14 protein-coding genes and 1 tRNA gene are annotated in these 17240 nt (G+C 37.7%); 7 read left to right on the plus strand and 8 right to left on the minus strand.

Annotated features, from left to right (window positions below; translation table 11 throughout):
• Positions 1 to 7 precede the first annotated feature (7 nt).
• The 4 genes from DN064_RS10965 to DN064_RS10980 form a co-directional block, all read right to left on the minus strand.
• Positions 8 to 769 (minus strand): MotA/TolQ/ExbB proton channel family protein, encoded by a 762-nt coding sequence (locus DN064_RS10965; protein ID WP_115462703.1) that lies wholly within the window; start codon positions 767 to 769, stop codon positions 8 to 10.
• A 74-nt stretch (positions 770 to 843) separates the two neighbouring features.
• Positions 844 to 931, minus strand: a tRNA-Ser gene (locus tag DN064_RS10970).
• 64 nt (positions 932 to 995) lie between these two features.
• Positions 996 to 2027 carry an asparaginase gene (locus tag DN064_RS10975; protein ID WP_115462704.1) on the minus strand — a complete coding sequence of 344 codons (1032 nt, stop codon included), beginning with the start codon at positions 2025 to 2027 and terminating at the stop codon, positions 996 to 998.
• Position 2028: 1 nt separating this feature from the next.
• Positions 2029 to 2796 (minus strand): TatD family hydrolase, encoded by a 768-nt coding sequence (locus DN064_RS10980; RefSeq protein ID WP_115462705.1) that lies wholly within the window; start codon positions 2794 to 2796, stop codon positions 2029 to 2031.
• Between the two features lie 49 nt (positions 2797 to 2845).
• Here DN064_RS10980 and DN064_RS10985 point away from each other — a divergent pair, with 49 nt between their 5' ends.
• Positions 2846 to 3298: a retropepsin-like aspartic protease gene (locus DN064_RS10985; RefSeq protein WP_115462706.1), complete on the plus strand. Its 453-nt coding sequence runs from the start codon at positions 2846 to 2848 to the stop codon at positions 3296 to 3298.
• Positions 3295 to 3924: a DNA-binding response regulator gene (locus DN064_RS10990; RefSeq protein ID WP_115462707.1), complete on the plus strand. Its 630-nt coding sequence runs from the start codon at positions 3295 to 3297 to the stop codon at positions 3922 to 3924. Before DN064_RS10985 ends, DN064_RS10990 begins: the two co-directional genes overlap by 4 nt.
• Before the next feature lie 461 nt (positions 3925 to 4385).
• On the opposite strand, the gene odhB is transcribed toward DN064_RS10990, so the two are convergent.
• Both odhB and DN064_RS11000 read right to left on the minus strand, forming a co-directional pair.
• Positions 4386 to 5603 (minus strand): 2-oxoglutarate dehydrogenase complex dihydrolipoyllysine-residue succinyltransferase, encoded by a 1218-nt coding sequence (gene odhB, locus DN064_RS10995; protein ID WP_115462708.1) that lies wholly within the window; start codon positions 5601 to 5603, stop codon positions 4386 to 4388.
• A 31-nt stretch (positions 5604 to 5634) separates the two neighbouring features.
• Complete coding sequence (locus tag DN064_RS11000; protein ID WP_115462709.1) at positions 5635 to 8397, minus strand: 2-oxoglutarate dehydrogenase E1 component; 2763 nt, start codon at positions 8395 to 8397, stop codon at positions 5635 to 5637.
• A 108-nt stretch (positions 8398 to 8505) separates the two neighbouring features.
• On the opposite strand from DN064_RS11000, the gene DN064_RS11005 reads away from it, so the two are divergent.
• Positions 8506 to 9057, plus strand: coding sequence for an alpha-ketoglutarate decarboxylase (locus DN064_RS11005; protein WP_157962297.1), 552 nt, complete (start codon positions 8506 to 8508; stop codon positions 9055 to 9057).
• Here DN064_RS11005 and DN064_RS11010 read toward each other — a convergent pair.
• Entirely contained in the window at positions 9054 to 9401 is a 348-nt protein-coding gene (locus DN064_RS11010; protein ID WP_115462711.1) for a hypothetical protein, read from the minus strand. The two genes, DN064_RS11005 and DN064_RS11010, sit on opposite strands and share 4 nt — an antisense overlap.
• Positions 9401 to 10375 (minus strand): polyprenyl synthetase family protein, encoded by a 975-nt coding sequence (locus DN064_RS11015; RefSeq protein ID WP_115462712.1) that lies wholly within the window; start codon positions 10373 to 10375, stop codon positions 9401 to 9403. The genes DN064_RS11010 and DN064_RS11015 overlap by 1 nt, the downstream gene beginning before the upstream one ends.
• A 119-nt stretch (positions 10376 to 10494) precedes the next feature.
• On the opposite strand from DN064_RS11015, the gene DN064_RS11020 reads away from it, so the two are divergent.
• Genes DN064_RS11020 through DN064_RS11035 form a run of 4 tightly spaced genes read left to right on the plus strand, consistent with a single transcriptional unit; the run spans position 10495 to position 17188 of the window.
• Positions 10495 to 11112 (plus strand): TetR/AcrR family transcriptional regulator, encoded by a 618-nt coding sequence (locus DN064_RS11020; RefSeq protein ID WP_115462713.1) that lies wholly within the window; start codon positions 10495 to 10497, stop codon positions 11110 to 11112.
• Entirely contained in the window at positions 11105 to 12448 is a 1344-nt protein-coding gene (locus tag DN064_RS11025) for a TolC family protein (protein ID WP_115462714.1), read from the plus strand. The genes DN064_RS11020 and DN064_RS11025 overlap by 8 nt, the downstream gene beginning before the upstream one ends.
• A 22-nt stretch (positions 12449 to 12470) precedes the next feature.
• Positions 12471 to 13649 (plus strand): efflux RND transporter periplasmic adaptor subunit, encoded by a 1179-nt coding sequence (locus tag DN064_RS11030; RefSeq protein ID WP_115462715.1) that lies wholly within the window; start codon positions 12471 to 12473, stop codon positions 13647 to 13649.
• 11 nt (positions 13650 to 13660) lie between these two features.
• Positions 13661 to 17188: an efflux RND transporter permease subunit gene (locus DN064_RS11035; protein ID WP_115462716.1), complete on the plus strand. Its 3528-nt coding sequence runs from the start codon at positions 13661 to 13663 to the stop codon at positions 17186 to 17188.
• Positions 17189 to 17240: the final 52 nt, after the last annotated feature.

Genomic DNA, 17240 nt, shown 5'->3' on the forward strand with positions numbered 1-17240 from the left:
AGTCTTATTATTTCTTGTGTCTTACTAATAGATCCATTAACGTAATGGATGCATCTTCCATATCATTTACGATACTGTCAATCTTAGCGATGATGTAGTTGTAAAAGATTTGAAGAATAATAGCCACAATAAGACCAAATACAGTTGTTAAAAGTGCTACTTTAATACCACCAGCAACAAGAGATGGTTGCATATCACCAGCAGCTTCAATTTTATCAAATGCCTGGATCATACCAATTACTGTACCCATGAAACCAAGCATCGGTGCTAAGGCGATAAATAATGAAATCCATGAAACATTTTTCTCTAATTGACCCATTTGAACTCCACCATAAGCTACAACAGCTTTTTCGGCAGCATCAATATCTTCATCAGCTCTATCAAGGCCTTGATAGAAAATAGATGCAACAGGTCCTTTTGTATTTCTACAAACTTCTTTTGCAGCTTCAATTCCGCCTGAAGCAAGCGCGTCCTCAACATTTTGAGTCAACTTTTTTGTATTTGTAGTAGAAAGGTTTAAAAAGATAATTCTCTCGATAGCAATTGCCAAACCAAGAATTAAACACAATAGTACAATACCCATGAATCCTGGGCCCCCTTCAATAAAACGCTTTTTTAATTCTTGATGAAAACTTACGTCTCCAGCAGCATCATCTTGTACCATTGTTACAGTATCAGCAGTTGCTGAAACGGTAGTTGCTGCATTCGCATTTACAGTTCCGATAGCCATGAAAATTGTCATAACTAGGATAGAAAAAAATCTTTTCATTGTTCTTAATCTTAATTTATTAGTTAAAGTGTTAAAGATAAAAAAAAAGTTGTAACCCAATTAGAAAACATGAGCAGAGAGGAAGGGATTCGAACCCTCGATACGCTTTTGGCGTATACACACTTTCCAGGCGTGCGCCTTCGACCACTCGGCCACCTCTCTGTAGTCTAAAAAATTACAGGGCGGCAAATAACAAAAAAAACTTTAAACACTAAAATTTAGCACGTTAATTTTCCGTGATTTCCCCGCGAATAGGGCTCTCAAAGACTTTTTTGAACTCAGAATCAGAAAGGTCCATTCCTAACATGATCATAAGTTTAGTTACTGCTGCTTCGGTTGTCATGTCACCCCCAGAAATTACCCCTATTTCTTTTAATTTGGAACTGGTTTCATACTCCCCCATTCGAACACTTCCCCCAATACATTGTGTCACATTAATAACCTTCAATCCATTTTTAATGGCACGAGCAAGACTTCTAATAAACCAATCACTAGACGTGGCATTACCTGCACCATAGGTCTCTATTATAAGACCTTTAAACAGCTTACTTGAGAGAACCCCTTGTAAAATGGACTTTGATATACCAGGAAACAACTTTAATACGCCAATGTCTGTTACCAGGTTTCTATGAATCTGCAATGGGCCTTCGTTACTATGTTCCAACAGCATTTTTTCATCAACACGAAGTCGTACCCCTGATTCTGCCAGGTAGGGATAATTGGGTGAATCAAATGCTTCAAAATGCTCAGCATTAATTTTGGTTGTTCGATTGCCTCTGTACAACTTATATTCAAAATATAAACCCACTTCTTGAATCACACTTACACCATTGGCTTGTAATGAAGCCAAGTGAATTGAAGTAATCAGATTTTCCTTGGCATCAGTTCTCAAATCTCCAATCGGTAGCTGTGAACCAGTAAATATTACGGGCTTACAAAGATTTTTAAAAATAAATGACATCGCTGATGCAGAATAGCTCATAGTATCACTTCCATGCAGCACAACAAATCCATCGGTTTCCTCATAATTGAATTGAATAATTTCAGCAATCTCTACCCAATATTTAGGTTCCATATTGGATGAATCTATTGGATGATCAAAAGAAAACGTCTTAATCTCACAATCCAATAATTTCAGTTCAGGAATACGCTCTAGGATGGTATCAAAATCAAATGGTGTTAAGGCCCCGTTTTCGGGATTCTTAACCATTCCAATGGTTCCGCCAGTATATATTAAAAGTATTTTAGGTTTATGCATATTAGACCTTGAAAATTTTAACTGAGTTTGCTGTTGTTATTTTGGCAATTTCGCTAATAGGGATCTTATAAATTGTTTCAAGTTTCTCAAGAATGAATGATAAATAAGAACTTTCATTTCTTTTACCTCTAAATGGAACCGGAGCTAAATAAGGGGCGTCGGTTTCTAAAACAATATGTTCTAAGTCAATTTGATCTAAAAACTTATCAATTTTACCATTTTTAAAGGTCACTACTCCACCTATCCCCAATTTAAACCCTAGATCAATAGCTTTATTAGCATCATCAAGGGTACCAGTAAAACAATGAAAAATACCAAACAAATCCTCACTTCGTTCCGACTCTAAAACTTCAAAAATTTCACTGAAAGCTTCCCTGCAATGAATAACTATTGGAAGCCCATATGATTTTGCTAATTGAATTTGATATCTAAAGGCTTTTTTTTGAATCTCTAGGGTAGTCTTATCCCAATACAAATCTATTCCTATTTCACCTATAGCATGATACGCTGAGATTTTAAGGTTGTTTTCAACATGACTCAATTCAAGCTTATAGTTTTCCTTTACATGAGTTGGATGTAGCCCAGTCATTAAAAATACCTCATCTGGATAGCGCTCTTTAAGATCTAACATAGCCTTGGAATAAGTAGAATCTATGGCCGGCAGAAAAAACCTTGTTACCCCTTTAGATTTTGCTCGTTCAATAACAGCGTCAATATCTTGTTCAAAATCTTCAATATACAGGTGGGTGTGTGTATCTGTAATAGTCATGCTGCAAAAGTAAATTATTATAATAAGTATATTTACAGAAAAGTTGACTATGTCCATGCTTGCTCCCTTTCTGGAAGACAAGGGTTATTCTAAGGTAAAATTGAAGTTTACGAAGACCAATCATTTCGAAATAAGAGCTTCAATTAATGATGTTAAGGGTCGGTTTATTCTGGATACTGGGGCATCAAATTCTTGTGTTGGGTTTGAAGCCATAGATAGATTTAATTTATCTGTAAAAGATTCGGAAATAAAAGCAGTTGGTGCAGGAGCCTCCAATATGCAAACCAAAATATCCTCTTCAAATAAAATGAAAATTGGTAAATGGAAAAAAAACCGAGTTGCTCTGGTATTATTTAATCTTACTCATGTGAATGAAGGGCTTATTAGTCATAATGCAAATCCTGTAGATGGGATCATTGGTGCTGATATCCTCAAAAAAGGAAAAGCCATTATTGATTACGATAAAAAGTACCTCTATTTAAAACTTGACCAATCAAAATGACACATTCTCCCACTGTTCTTATTGCTGATGATCACCCATTGGTACTAAAAGGACTTCATGATTTTTTAATAGAGAAAAAACACAAGGTTCAATGGACGGCAAAACATGGACGCGAAGCCATGACCTTGATAAAAGCCCATGAACCCGATATTGCTATTTTGGATATTCAAATGCCGCATATGACGGGCATAGAAATAGCTCAAAACATCCAGGAACTCAGTCTTAAAACTAAGGTCATTTTAATAACATTTGAGAAAAGTCCCAGTATATATCTTAAATCTAGAGAAGCAAATGTCTACGGGTATATTTTAAAGGAGTTTGCATTAGATGAAATTGAAAAATGTCTCGAACGCGTTTATCAATGTCTCTCGTATTTTAGTAAAGACCTGCTGCCACTTATAGAAATTGATGAAAGCATCGATATGCTCGATAGGTTAACCCATTCTGAACGAAATATTTTAAAGCAATTGGCATCCAATAAATCTGCTAAAGAAATAGCCGATGAAATATCAATTTCTGTAAGAACGGTTGAAAAGCATAAAAGCAGTATCAGACAGAAGCTAAATTTAGATTCCAAGTCGGCGACACTTTATTTATTTGCTTACAGTCATTTAAAGTTCCTCTAAATTAAGTAGTTCTACGTATGGACTCGTATTGTTTTTATTTAGACCTTTATGACTCCTGGTTTTACAATTTCGCTATTATTAAACCATACAGAAAATACTAGATCCTGGTATCACACTACCAGGATCATCCTTTTATAAAATACGTAGTTCTACGTATAGAAAATAGCTTCTTTTTCACGAATTTTACAATGCTATTAATTAATCCCCCAAATTTAAGTTCTTATATGCACTGGGCTTTTTTTTAAAAGGCCCAGTGCTTAATAAATGTTACATGTTAAGCAAACCAAAAAAAAGATGTGGTGATGCATTTACTATTATGCTCATCGCTTCAGTGGTAGCAATTATTTCAATAAACATCTTGTTAATTTTTTTTAGTTAATCTAGTTAGTTAAAATAGCCCTGAAGCAAAAAAAGCGCAATTCGGTCAAATTGCGCTTTTCTATTTTAATATAAATCTTGTATTACAACTCTAAGGCTCTTTTAATGTCATTATCCATGAGCAATTCGGTTGGATTTTCAAGCGCCTCCTTAACAGCTACAAGGAACCCAACTGATTCTCTTCCATCAATAATTCTGTGGTCGTAAGATAAGGCCACAAACATAACTGGTCGGACTTCAACCTTACCATTTATAGCTACCGGTCTTTCAACTATGTTATGCATCCCTAGAATACCACTTTGAGGAGGGTTTATAATTGGTGTAGATAGCATACTTCCAAACACTCCACCATTAGAAATTGTAAAAGTACCTCCAGTCATTTCATCTACTGTAATTTGCCCATCGCGAGCACGTAATGCCAAACGTTTTACTTCTGCCTCAACCCCTCTAAACGATAAGTTCTCAGCATTTCTAATTACAGGGACCATCAATCCTTTGGGACCAGAAACAGCAATGCTAACATCTACAAAGTCATAGGTGATCATTTCTTTTCCATCAATCATGGAATTAACGGCAGGAAATAATTTAAGAGCTCTAACAACCGCTAGTGTAAAGAAACTCATAAACCCAAGGCTCACCCCATGCTTCTCTTTAAACTCCTCCTTATATTGTTTTCGTAAGTCAAAAATTGGAGACATATCCACCTCATTAAATGTGGTGAGCATGGCCGTTGTATTTTTGGCTTCAACCAATCGCTCTGCCACCTTTCTTCTCAGCATAGACATTTTGCTTCGGGAAGAACTTCTGTTTCCACCTGATGGTGTTCCCATAGAAGGCACCGCATTTATGGCGTCTTCTTTAGTAATTCGCCCATCTTTTCCAGTTCCTGAAACCTCGGAAGGATTAACCCCTTTTTCAGCCATAATTTTCTTAGCTGCCGGACTTGCAGAACCTGTAGCGTAAGTACTTTTTGTTTCTTTTGGTTCCTCTTTGGCTAAAGGCTCTGGAGCCTCCTCCTTCTTAGATTCAGTCTTAGAATCTTCTTTTTCTCCTGCAGGTGCCTCGGCACTTGTGTCGATTAAACAAACCACCTCACCAACGGCAACTGCATCACCTTCTTCTGCTTTTAGCGTAATGGTTCCACTAGCTTCTGCAGGTAACTCAAGCGTAGCCTTATCACTATCTACTTCTGCAATGGCTTGATCTTTTTCAACATAATCGCCGTCTTGAACCAACCATTCTGCAATTTCAACTTCTGTAATGGATTCGCCTGGTGAAGGCACTTTCATTTCTAAAATCATGTTTTAACTTTTAAAGAAACTGTATATAGATTTATATTCTGTTTTGATTATTTTTTGATTTATCGAAGACAAAATCGATAACTTCCTGGTGTCTAATTTTTGACCTGGTAGCACTTCCAGCCGCCGGCGCCCCATAAGGACGTCTGGTAGCGGCTCTAAATTGTCTAGCCTCTTCCAGATGCATCATCATATGTGCATAGCCCCCCATGTTTCTTGGTTCTTCTTGTGCCCAAACCAAATCATCCGCACCAGAGTATTTCTCTATCACCGCTCTTATGTCCTTAGCCGGTAGTGGGAAAAGTTGCTCTATGCGAACTAAAGCCACATCTTCTCTCCCGAGTTGCTCCCTTGCATCGAGTAAATCATAATAGAACTTACCAGTAACAAACACTACTGTTTTTACTTTCTTTGGAGACACCTGCACATCGTCTATTAACATTTGAAACGAACCATTAGCAAACGCTTCAACAGGAGAAACCACTAACGGATGCCTCAACAAACTTTTTGGTGTCATCACTACAAGAGGCTTTCTGAAGGTTGCTTTCATTTGTCGTCGCAACAAATGAAACATATTGGCAGGTGACGTACAATTGGCAACATACATATTGTCTTTAGCACAAAGCTGTAAATAGCGCTCCATTCTAGCGGAAGAATGCTCAGCTCCTTGTCCTTCATAACCATGAGGTAGAAGCATGACCAAGCCGTTTTGAGTCTTCCACTTGTCTTCGCCCGATGATATGTATTGATCAATCATAATTTGGGCCCCATTACTAAAGTCACCAAATTGCGCTTCCCAAATTGTTAGTGTCTTTGGACTCGCCATGGCATACCCATAATCAAATCCAACTACACCATACTCAGACAACAGGGAATTATAAATGTTAAAATCACCCTGCTCTTCTGCCAATTGTTTAAGCAAAACAATCTCTTCTTCACTATCTTCAACTTTTACAACGGCATGTCTGTGAGAGAAGGTTCCTCTTTCAACATCCTGGCCTGAGATTCTAACGTTATAACCTTCCAGCAACAGTGACCCATAAGCCAAATGTTCAGCCATAGCCCAATCTAATTTGTCCTCATCAAACATTTTTTGACGTGACTCTATAAGACGTTGAATTTTTCTGATGAACTTTTTATCCTCAGGCAAACTGGATATCACCTTAGTAATTTTAGCCAATACATCCTGCGCAACAGTTGTATCTATCGGTTTCATCATTTCCACCTCAGTAACTCTAGTGAACTCTTTCCACTCTTCGGTCATGAAAGGCGTAATCTCAGTTTTATCTACTTTTCTAGAATCTTCCAGTTTCTCTTCTAACTGCTCCTTATACTGCTTTTCGATATGCTGGACATATCCTTCTTCAATCACCCCCTCTTCCAATAATTTCGCTGCGTAGATATCTCTAGGGTTTTTATGCTTTGCTATAGCTTTATATAACAAAGGTTGTGTGAATTTTGGCTCATCACCTTCGTTATGTCCATACTTTCGATAGCCTAACAAATCAATAAACACATCCCTCTTAAACTGCATTCTAAAATCAAGGGCAAACAGTGCTGCATGAACAACAGCCTCAGCATCATCAGCATTAACGTGCAGTACCGGAGATAAGGTTACTTTACCAACATCTGTACAATAGGTGCTTGATCTACCATCGAGATAGTTAGTTGTAAATCCAATTTGATTGTTTACGACAATATGTATGGTTCCCTGAGTTTTATAACCATCGAGTTGTGCCATCTGGACCACCTCATAAACCAATCCTTGTCCTGCAATAGCTGCATCACCATGGACCACAATAGATAGTACTTCCGTTGGATCTTTTATCTCTTGTCGATCTTGTTTGGCTCGAGCAATACCCTGAACTACGGCACCTACGGTTTCTAAATGTGACGGATTTGGTGCAATATTTAAGTTGATCTTTTTCTCGTTGTAGGTTTCTCTATTACTGGTCCATCCTAAATGGTATTTTACATCCCCATCAAATACTTTTTCCTCATAATCCTTGCCATCAAACTCACTAAAAATATCCTTGGCTGATTTTCCAAAAATGTTAGTAAGGGTACTCAATCTTCCACGATGGGCCATTCCCATGACAAACTCTTTAACCCCCTGATCAGCTGCTTTCTCTATGATAGCATCTACTGCTGGGATAAGAGATTCATTTCCTTCAAGTGAGAAACGCTTTTGACCAACGTACTTAGTATGGAGAAACGATTCAAAGGAAACTGCTTGATTCAGCTTTTTTAGAATATACTTCTTTTCATCTGGGCTAAAGTTCCCATGATTATCGTTGATGTTCAAACGCTCTTGAATCCATTTAATCTCACCTGGCTCACGAATATACATATACTCGACTCCAATACTATCGCAATAGATAGCCTCAAGGTGCTCAATAATCTTGCGCAAGGATAAGGCTCCAATACCCAGGATATCACCTGCATTAAAAACTGTATCTAAATCAGATTGTGATAGCCCAAAATTCTCTATCGCCAGAGAGGGCGCATATTTGCGTCGCTCTCTAACGGGGTTCGTTCTAGTAAAAAGATGCCCTCTGGTACGGTAACCATCAATAAGTTTTACAACCTGAAATTCTTTTTGAACATGCTCAGGAATTTGAGTACTCACTCCATCAACAAGTTCTCCCTCAAAACCATAATTCTCAGATCCAAAATCATAACCTTGAAAAAAGGCTCTCCAGCTTGGTTCTACATTATCAGGATTTTTAAGGTATTGTTCGTATAACTCAGCAAAAAAAGATGTATGCGCTGCGTTTAAAAAGGAATATTTATCCATTGTTATTTTGAGACGTTGTCAAAGAAACAAATTTTGCCAAAAATACAACATTTATAACGATTTCGTGTTCTTATTACTATATTTATAAAGGTTTAAAAACCAACAATTTTGAAAGTACACAACACGCCTCGAAGTCTCCCTGTACATGGATTAATTACAGGACTTTTGATTTTAATATCGTCGATGAATCTATCTGCGCAATCGCTACCTTATGCCAATACACAAAACTTCTGGGACAAGGTCCAATTTGGTGGAGGTTTAGGACTTGGGTTTGGTGATGGATATTTTAATGGAACACTCTCTCCTTCTGCGATCTATAATTTTAATCGCTACGCGGCTCTGGGTACTGCACTTAACTTTACCTACGCGAAAGAGAAGAATTTTTATGAATCCTATATTGTTGGTTTTAGTCTTCTGGCTATTTTCAGACCCATACCAGAGATTCAAATATCCGTTGAACCTCAACAGTCTTATGTCAATAGAAACTTTGATTCCAGAACGGAATTCGCCGATCAAAAATACTGGGTTGGGGCTTTATTTACGGGTATCGGATTTAATACTGGGCACGTAACCGTTGGTATACAGTACGATCTCCTATACGATCCTGGTCGCAGTGTCTATGGGAGCAGTTGGTTCCCATTTGTAAGAGTGTTCTTCTAGGAAAATTGTTTTCTAAACCAAACCTTCTGCCATTCCCTTTGCAGGATTAATATAGCTACTTTACAACTTAACTCTTGTACCTCAGTTTCTTCTTGAGCTTTAATTTGATTTTCAGGCACATCGATGATGTATAAAAGATTTAGATATCTCCTGAAGTCAGATTCCATTAAAGTTTTTAACAGACCGCTTAGGTCATTGTACAGAATTTCAGGTGGTAATGAAAAGGGAAAACTGCTAGCTATATTGGCTTTAATGAGATCTTTATTAAGTTGTTGAATTAGGGCCACGTACAGATCATGCTTTTGAACGGTGGTAACTAAATCACTTAATTTTTCAGGTAACATTACACGGTTCTATTCATAAGTTGCAGACCAAATTGCTTTAACACCTTCTTTTTATCCTTAGGCAAGGTCATTTCGTCTAAAACAGCAAAAGCCTTTTCAGTAAAGCGTTCGACAGCTTTAGTTGTTGCATCTTTAGAGCCAGAGCTTTCATAAATAGATTTGATTTGTGCCACTTTTACATCCTTACTTAAATGGTCATTATTCATAATCTGAACAAACTCATTGGCTGAGTCTTTATTGGCCAATTCTAGGGTTTTTAGGTACAGATAGGTCTTTTTGTTCTCCAAAATATCACCTCCAACCTGCTTGCCAAATGTTTTTGGATCTCCAAAAGCATCAAGAAAATCGTCCTGTAATTGAAATGCAGTACCTAAGTAAAGCCCAAACTTATAAATAGCATCAGCATCTTTGCTAGAAGCATCTGCAATTATTGCACCCATTTTTAAGGCTGCCCCAACCAGGACAGCTGTTTTATAAGCAATCATTTTTAGATATTCTTCCTCGGTAACATCATCTCGTGTTTCAAAATCAATATCGTACTGCTGCCCTTCACAGACTTCTATAGCGGTTGTATTAAATAGGCTCATTAAAGGTTTAAAAGTCTCAGCTGGGTAGGACTCTAAAAACCTTCCTGCTAAGATCAACATGGCATCACCTGATAAGATACCTGTATTTAAATCCCATTTTTCATGCACTGTCTGTTGCCCACGTCTTAAAGGGGCTTCATCCATAATGTCGTCATGAATCAGTGAAAAATTATGGAAAACTTCAACTGACATGGCGGCGTTTAAGGCCACCACACAGTCTGTACCAAACAATTCAGTACTCATCAAGGTAAGCACAGGCCTTAGTCGTTTTCCGCCGAGGGATAAAATATAATTAACAGGTTCATAAAGCGAGGCGGGTTGGTTTTGCCACGTTTTGGAATTCAAGTAATCTGAAAAGATTTGCTGGTATTGGGTAATGTTATGCATGCAGCAAAAATACGTCAAACCCAATGGTTTAATAAATAGTTACCGATGTTAAATAATTATTAAAACTAAGGAAACTTTTTTTGTTTTTAAAGTTTCCAAAGATATCTTTGCCGCTCACTATGAGAAACAAAATAATTTCAAAAGCCACCGAGCTGTTTTTAAATTTTGGATTTAAAAGTGTCACCATGGACGATATTGCCAACGAACTTGGCATATCTAAAAAGACCATTTATGTTCACTTTTCCAATAAGACAAAACTAGTAGAAGCTACTACTTTTCACCTGTTTGATGTGATTTGCGATGGTATTGATGGTATTTGTGATACTGCCACTAATCCCATAGAAGAGTTGTACTCAATTAAGCTGTACGTAATGACACATTTAAAGAATGAAAAAACGTCACCACAATTCCAGCTTAAAAAATACTATCCTCAAATACACCAGCGCTTAAAAAACAAACAGTTTGAAAAAATGCATAAATCCGTCCTTGAGAGCCTTATAGAAGGTGTTAGGTCGGGCGTATTTAGAGACACTATAGATACAGACTTTATTTCACGGATGTATTTTACTGGTATGACCGGAATTAAAGACAATATGTTCTTTCCACATGATAAGTATCAAATGGAATACCTCATGGAGAGCTATTTAGAATACCATCTGAGGGCTATTGTCACCGATAAAGGAATGACCATTCTAAACAATTTTATTAATAAATCAATTACAAAAACAAATGCATAAAATCCAATTAACCGCTATTATCTGCCTCCTCGTCGGCACGGTTTACGGACAAACTGAACGCATTAATTTAAGCCTTCAGGAATCCATTGACTATGCTCTTGCAAATAATAGGAATGTTAAAAATGCTGAGCGCGATATCACTGCAGCAGAAAAAGAAAAATGGGAAACCATAGCTATTGGTCTTCCTCAAATAGATGCCAACGTCAATTACCAGAATTTCCTAAAACAGCAGGTATCGGTTATTCCAGCCGAGTTTGTAGGTGGTGATCCTGGCGATTTTGTTGAAGTAATCTTTGGTACAAAGCACAATGTTAACGCTACAGCCACTCTTAATCAATTGATTTTTGATGGCTCATATATTGTTGGATTGCAGTCTACAAAAGTATTTCTAAACATTTCAAAACAAGCCAAAACTAAGACCGATCTTGAAGTAAGACAGGCTGTTATTAGTGCTTATGGCAATGTTCTAATTGCTGTAGAGAGCGAACAAATTCTCATCAAGAATCGCGATGTCCTAAAAGACAACCTCAACGAGACAACCAAGTACTATGAAAATGGACTGGCCGATGAGGAAAGTGTTGAACAACTGCAAATCACCTTATCAGGTATAGAAAGTGCCTTAAAGAATGCGACTAGGCTTAAAGATATTGCTTATCAAATGTTTAACATCACACTTGGCATCGATTTGAACGCCCCCACATATCTTACAGACTCCTTACAAAATCTAACAGACAACAATGTAGACTTAACATTGTTAGAAGCAGAAGAAGATGTCAATAATAATATTGACTTTCAAATTGCAGAGAATGAACGGATGTCCAAGGAACTGCTGGTTAAATTTGAAAAGAGTCAGGCACTACCAAGAGTATCCGCGTTCTTAAACGGGGGTTACCAGTCTTTTGGAAATGAATTCGTGTTTTTTCAATCTGGGAATAGTTGGAATGGGTTCTCAACCCTTGGGCTAAACATCTCAATTCCCATTTTTAGTTCACTCGGAAGAAGCGCCAGAACCCAGCGTGCTAAAATTGATCTAGCCAAGGCAGAAGAAAGTCTTATAGAATTGGAACAGCAGCTAAGCCTTCAAATCGCTACTGCCAAAAGTAATTATCAGTTTTCTATAGAAGACTATGAAATAAAAAAGAAGAACCTGGCACTTGCCGAACGTATTCAGAAAAAGAATGAAACCAAATTCTTTGAAGGCATCGGCACAAGCTTTGAATTAAGACAGGCACAGACGCAATTATACGACGCACAGGATGAATATCTCTTGAGCATGCTTGCCGTTATCAATGATAAAACCGAATTAGAAACCGTTTTAAATCTCCCTAATCAATAATAAATCCGTAATCAATTACCCGATGAAACATAATATTTTATATCTAATCATAATTCTAACTGTTCTCGCTTGCGGGGAGGAAAAACAGTTGGATGTTGCCAGTCTTGAATTTGAAAATGTATTGGCTTCAGAAAATATGGACACCTTAGTAGCAAAGAAAAAAGAGCTATATGATGAACAGAAAAAACTAAGCGATCAAATAAAGCGACTAAATGATAAAATTTCGCTCTTAGACGTAAATAGCAATTTCCCTTTAGTAACCACTTTGGAAACTAAGGCGGAAAACTTTACGCACTTCGTAGAGTTGCAAGGAAATGTAACCACTAACAACCTTGTGGTCATCACCGCAGAATACTCAGGACTATTAACCGATGTATATGTGAAAAAAGGACAAAAAGTAAAAAAGGGACAAATTCTGGCTAAAATTGATGATGGTGGATTAAGCCAGCAATTAACGCAAATGCAAATTCAAGCTGATTTGGCAAAGACCACTTATGAAAGACAAGCCCGTCTTTGGGAACAGAACATTGGAAGTGAAATTCAATTTCTTCAGGCAAAATCTAATTATGAAGCTCAGGAAGAGGCTGTAAAGCAAATGAAACAACAAATTGCCAAGGCCACGGTGACCGCACCATTCTCTGGAACTATTGATGAAATTATTGCCGATGAAGGCAATAATGTCGCACCTGGTTCACAGTTAATGAGACTTATTAACTTGAGTAATATGTACATTGAAGCAGATGTACCAGAACGTTTTATCGCAGATGTTACTAATGGAAAGACTGTTGAAATTTACTTCCCAGTTCTAGACAAAAGTATGGCTTCAAAGGTAAGACAAGCCGGAAATTTCATTAATGCGGCTAACAGAACCTTTAGAATTGAAGTTGATGTACCGGAACAGGGAGGATTTATTAAACCTAATCTAACGGCCAAACTAAGGATAAATGATTATAGCAATGAACAATCCATATTAATACCACAAAATATAATCTCTGAGAATGCTCTAGGTCAACAATATGTCTATGCGATTGATGATATAAAAAATCAAATTGGGAAAGTCACCAGACTTATAATAAAGACGGGGAAGACACAAGGGGATGTCATTGAAGTAGTGGAAGGATTAAAGCCTGGTTTAAATTTAATATTGGAAGGTGCCAGAAGTGTTAAGCAAGGACAGACCGTTAAAGTTGATAACTTTTAAACCGCAGAGCCATGACCGAACAAAAGAAAAAAGTTGACAAGGAATTTAAACTGTCTTCATGGGCCATATCCAATAAGACCACTATGTATGTCCTTATTGCCGTGATTTTGGGATTGGGGATCTCTTCCTATTTTTCAATGCCACGAGAAGATTTTCCTGAAATTAAAGAAACTAAAATCTATGTCAGCTCATTATTCCCTGGAAATACCGCAGAAGATATTGAAAAACTAATCACAGATCCTCTTGAGGACAAACTCAAAACCGTAAGTGGTGTTATCAAGACCACCTCTACGTCGTTGGAAGACTACTCCATGATTATGGTCGAATTCGACTATAGAATGGATATAGAAGTGGCAAAACAATTGGTAAAAGACCAGATTGATACAGAAACCGGAACTGAGGATTGGCCTACATTTAATGGTGCTAAAGTCGACCCTAATGTGTTTGACCTGAGTATGTCTGAAGAGATCCCGATTATGAACATCAATATTTCGGGAGACTATCCAATTCAGAAGTTAAAAGAATTTGCTGAATATCTTCAGGACGATATTGAGGATTTATTGGAAATTAAACAAGCAGATATCCGAGGTGCGCAAGAACGTGAAGTTGAAGTAGCAGTAGATGTCTACAAAATGATGGCCACCCAGGTAAGCTTTCAGGATGTGATTAACGCGATTAGTAATGGAAATGTTACCACATCTGCAGGAAACCTAATCGCCAGCGGTCAAAGACGTACCATTCGCGTCATTGGGGAAATCGAAAACCCTCAAGAATTGGAAAATTTCGTTGTCAAGTCTGAGAAAGGGAATTCCATATATTTGAGAGACATTGCTGATATCAATTTTAAAGAGAAGGACCGTACCACATATGCGCGTAAGGACGGAAAACGAGTAGTAATGCTTGACGTAAAGAAACGTGCAGGAAGAAACATGGTGGCTGCTGTGGATCAGGTAAAAGATATCGTTAACGAGGCAAAAGACAACTACTTTCCACAAAACTTAGAGGTAACTATTACGAACGATCAATCTGATAAGACCATAAGTCAGGTAGATGATTTAGTAAACAACATCATCTTTGGTATTATCTTGGTAGTAACGGTTTTAATGTTCTTTTTAGGATTTAAAAATGCTTTATTCGTTGGGTTTGCCATTCCTATGTCCATGTTCATGTCATTAATGATTCTAGGAACTTTGGGGTACACACTAAATACCATGATTCTTTTTGGATTGATTATGGGATTAGGTATGCTCGTTGACAACGGAATTGTGGTGGTAGAGAATGTCTACCGTCTTATGGATGAAGAGGGCATGAGCAGAATTGAAGCGGCCAAAAAAGGCATTGGTGAAATTGCCTTTCCTATTATTATTTCAACAGTCACTACGGTGGCAGCCTTCGTGCCTTTAGGTTTGTGGCCAGGACTATTTGGACAATTCATGATCTACTTCCCTATAACACTATCTGTAGTTTTAGGATCCTCACTATTTGTTGCCATATTTTTTAATTCGGTACTGGTGTCACAATTTATGAGTACAGAGGATAAAGATATGCCACTGAAGCAAATCATTAAAATAACAGCCATTGTTGGAGGTATTGGCCTAGTGATTATGATCTTAGGTGGTGAATACCGAGCTCTTGGTAGCCTTATGGTATTTACAGCGATTTTGCTTTGGGTTTACCGTTTAATATTAAGAAAAGGGGCTAATTATTTCCAAAACAATACTTTGGTATGGTTGGAAGGAGTTTATGAAAATACCTTAAGATCTGCCTTATCTGGATGGAAGCCTGTGGCCATTGCCATTGGAACATTTGTTTTACTTTTTGTCGCATTTGGGGGCTTTGGAGCGTCAGTTGCAAGTCAAAGAACTAAAGTCGAATTCTTCCCAGATAACAAACCCAATCAGATCATTGTATACATCGAGTATCCAGAAGGAACGGATATAGAGCGCACCAATGCCATCACAAGAGATATTGAACAACGTGTATATTCCATTCTCAATGAGTCTACTTACTTAGACGGGGATCATAACTTTATGGTAGAAAGTGCCGTTTCTCAAGTTGGTGAAGGAGCTGGAAATCCAAATACTGATGGAGGATCTACGGCCGAAATGCCTCATAAAGGAAAGATCACTGCTTCTATGCGACAGTATAAATACCGTCGTGGTGAAGACAGTGAAACACTTCGTCAAAAAGTACAGCAAGCTGTCACTGGTATTTATCCTGGAGTTCTGATTTCTGTTGAAAAAGACATCAATGGACCACCGGCAGGTGCTCCAATTAATATTGAATTGCAAGGTGACGATTATGATGAGCTTATCGCAGCTGCCGAATCCATGCGTCGTTTCGTTAATTCCAGAAACGTCCCTGGTGTTGATGAGTTAAAAATTGATGTTAACCGCGACAAGCCTGCCATGCGTGTGAAAGTGGATCGTCAAAAAGCTGGGGAGCTAGGTGTAAGTACAGGGCAAGTTGGTGGTCAACTTAGAAATGCATTATTTGGTGCAAAAGCAGGCATCTATAAAGAAGATGGCGATGATTATGATATCTATGTGCGTTTTAACGAAGACCTCAGATACAACACCAGTGCCATTTTCAATCAAAAGATCACTTTTAGAGATATGGCTTCTGGCCAAGTGAAATCCATACCGGTATCCGCAGTTGCTGAACAATCCAACAGTTCAGGGTTTTCAGCTATTAAGCATAAGGACACCAAACGTGTGGTAACTGTTTACTCTGCTCTTGCTCCTGGATTTGTAGATGCTGCAGCTGTAGTGAATCAAATTCAGACAGAAATGCAGGATTACACGGAGCTTCCAAGTAATATTAAAATTGACTATACAGGACAAATTGAAGAGCAGAATAAACAACAAGCTTTCTTAATGGGTGCCTTTTTTAAAGGCCTAGCACTGATCTTCTTTATTCTAATTTTCCAGTTTAACTCAGTATCCAAACCGGCAATTATTATGATTGCCATCTTCCTGAGTCTTATTGGTGTGTTTGGTGGTATTGTAATTACTGGGGCCTCCTTTGTTATTATGATGACCATGATGGGAATCATCGCTTTGGCAGGGGTGGTTGTAAATAATGGAGTGGTATTACTGGATTATGCCCAGCTTTTGGTAGACAGGCGTAAGGTAGAATTGAATTTAGATGATGATGAATACCTTCCAACTAAAGATTTGTTTGAATGTATTGTGAGAGCAGGTAAAGCGCGTTTAAGACCAGTATTATTAACGGCCATTACTACCATCTTAGGTTTGATACCTCTGGCCATAGGTCTTAATATAAATTTCTTCACCTTATTCAGTGAATTTGATCCAAAAATCTATATCGGAGGTGACAATGTGATATTCTGGGGACCATTAGCATGGACCGTAATTTATGGTCTTTTCGTGGCAACCTTCTTAACACTTATTGTCGTTCCAATCTTATTTTATCTTGTAACACGGTTTAAAATGTGGATGAAGCATAGATTTAATGAAGAATCTCAGGAACTCGTTCCGGTGGGAGAACTTAATGAAAAAGAAGAGTTAGTCTTATAGGCCAAAAAATAAATTACTTCAAAGGCCCGGATTAATATCCGGGCTTTTTTAA

It is taken from the genome of Winogradskyella aurantiaca, from assembly GCF_003362725.1.
Lineage (GTDB): Bacteria > Bacteroidota > Bacteroidia > Flavobacteriales > Flavobacteriaceae > Winogradskyella_A > Winogradskyella_A aurantiaca.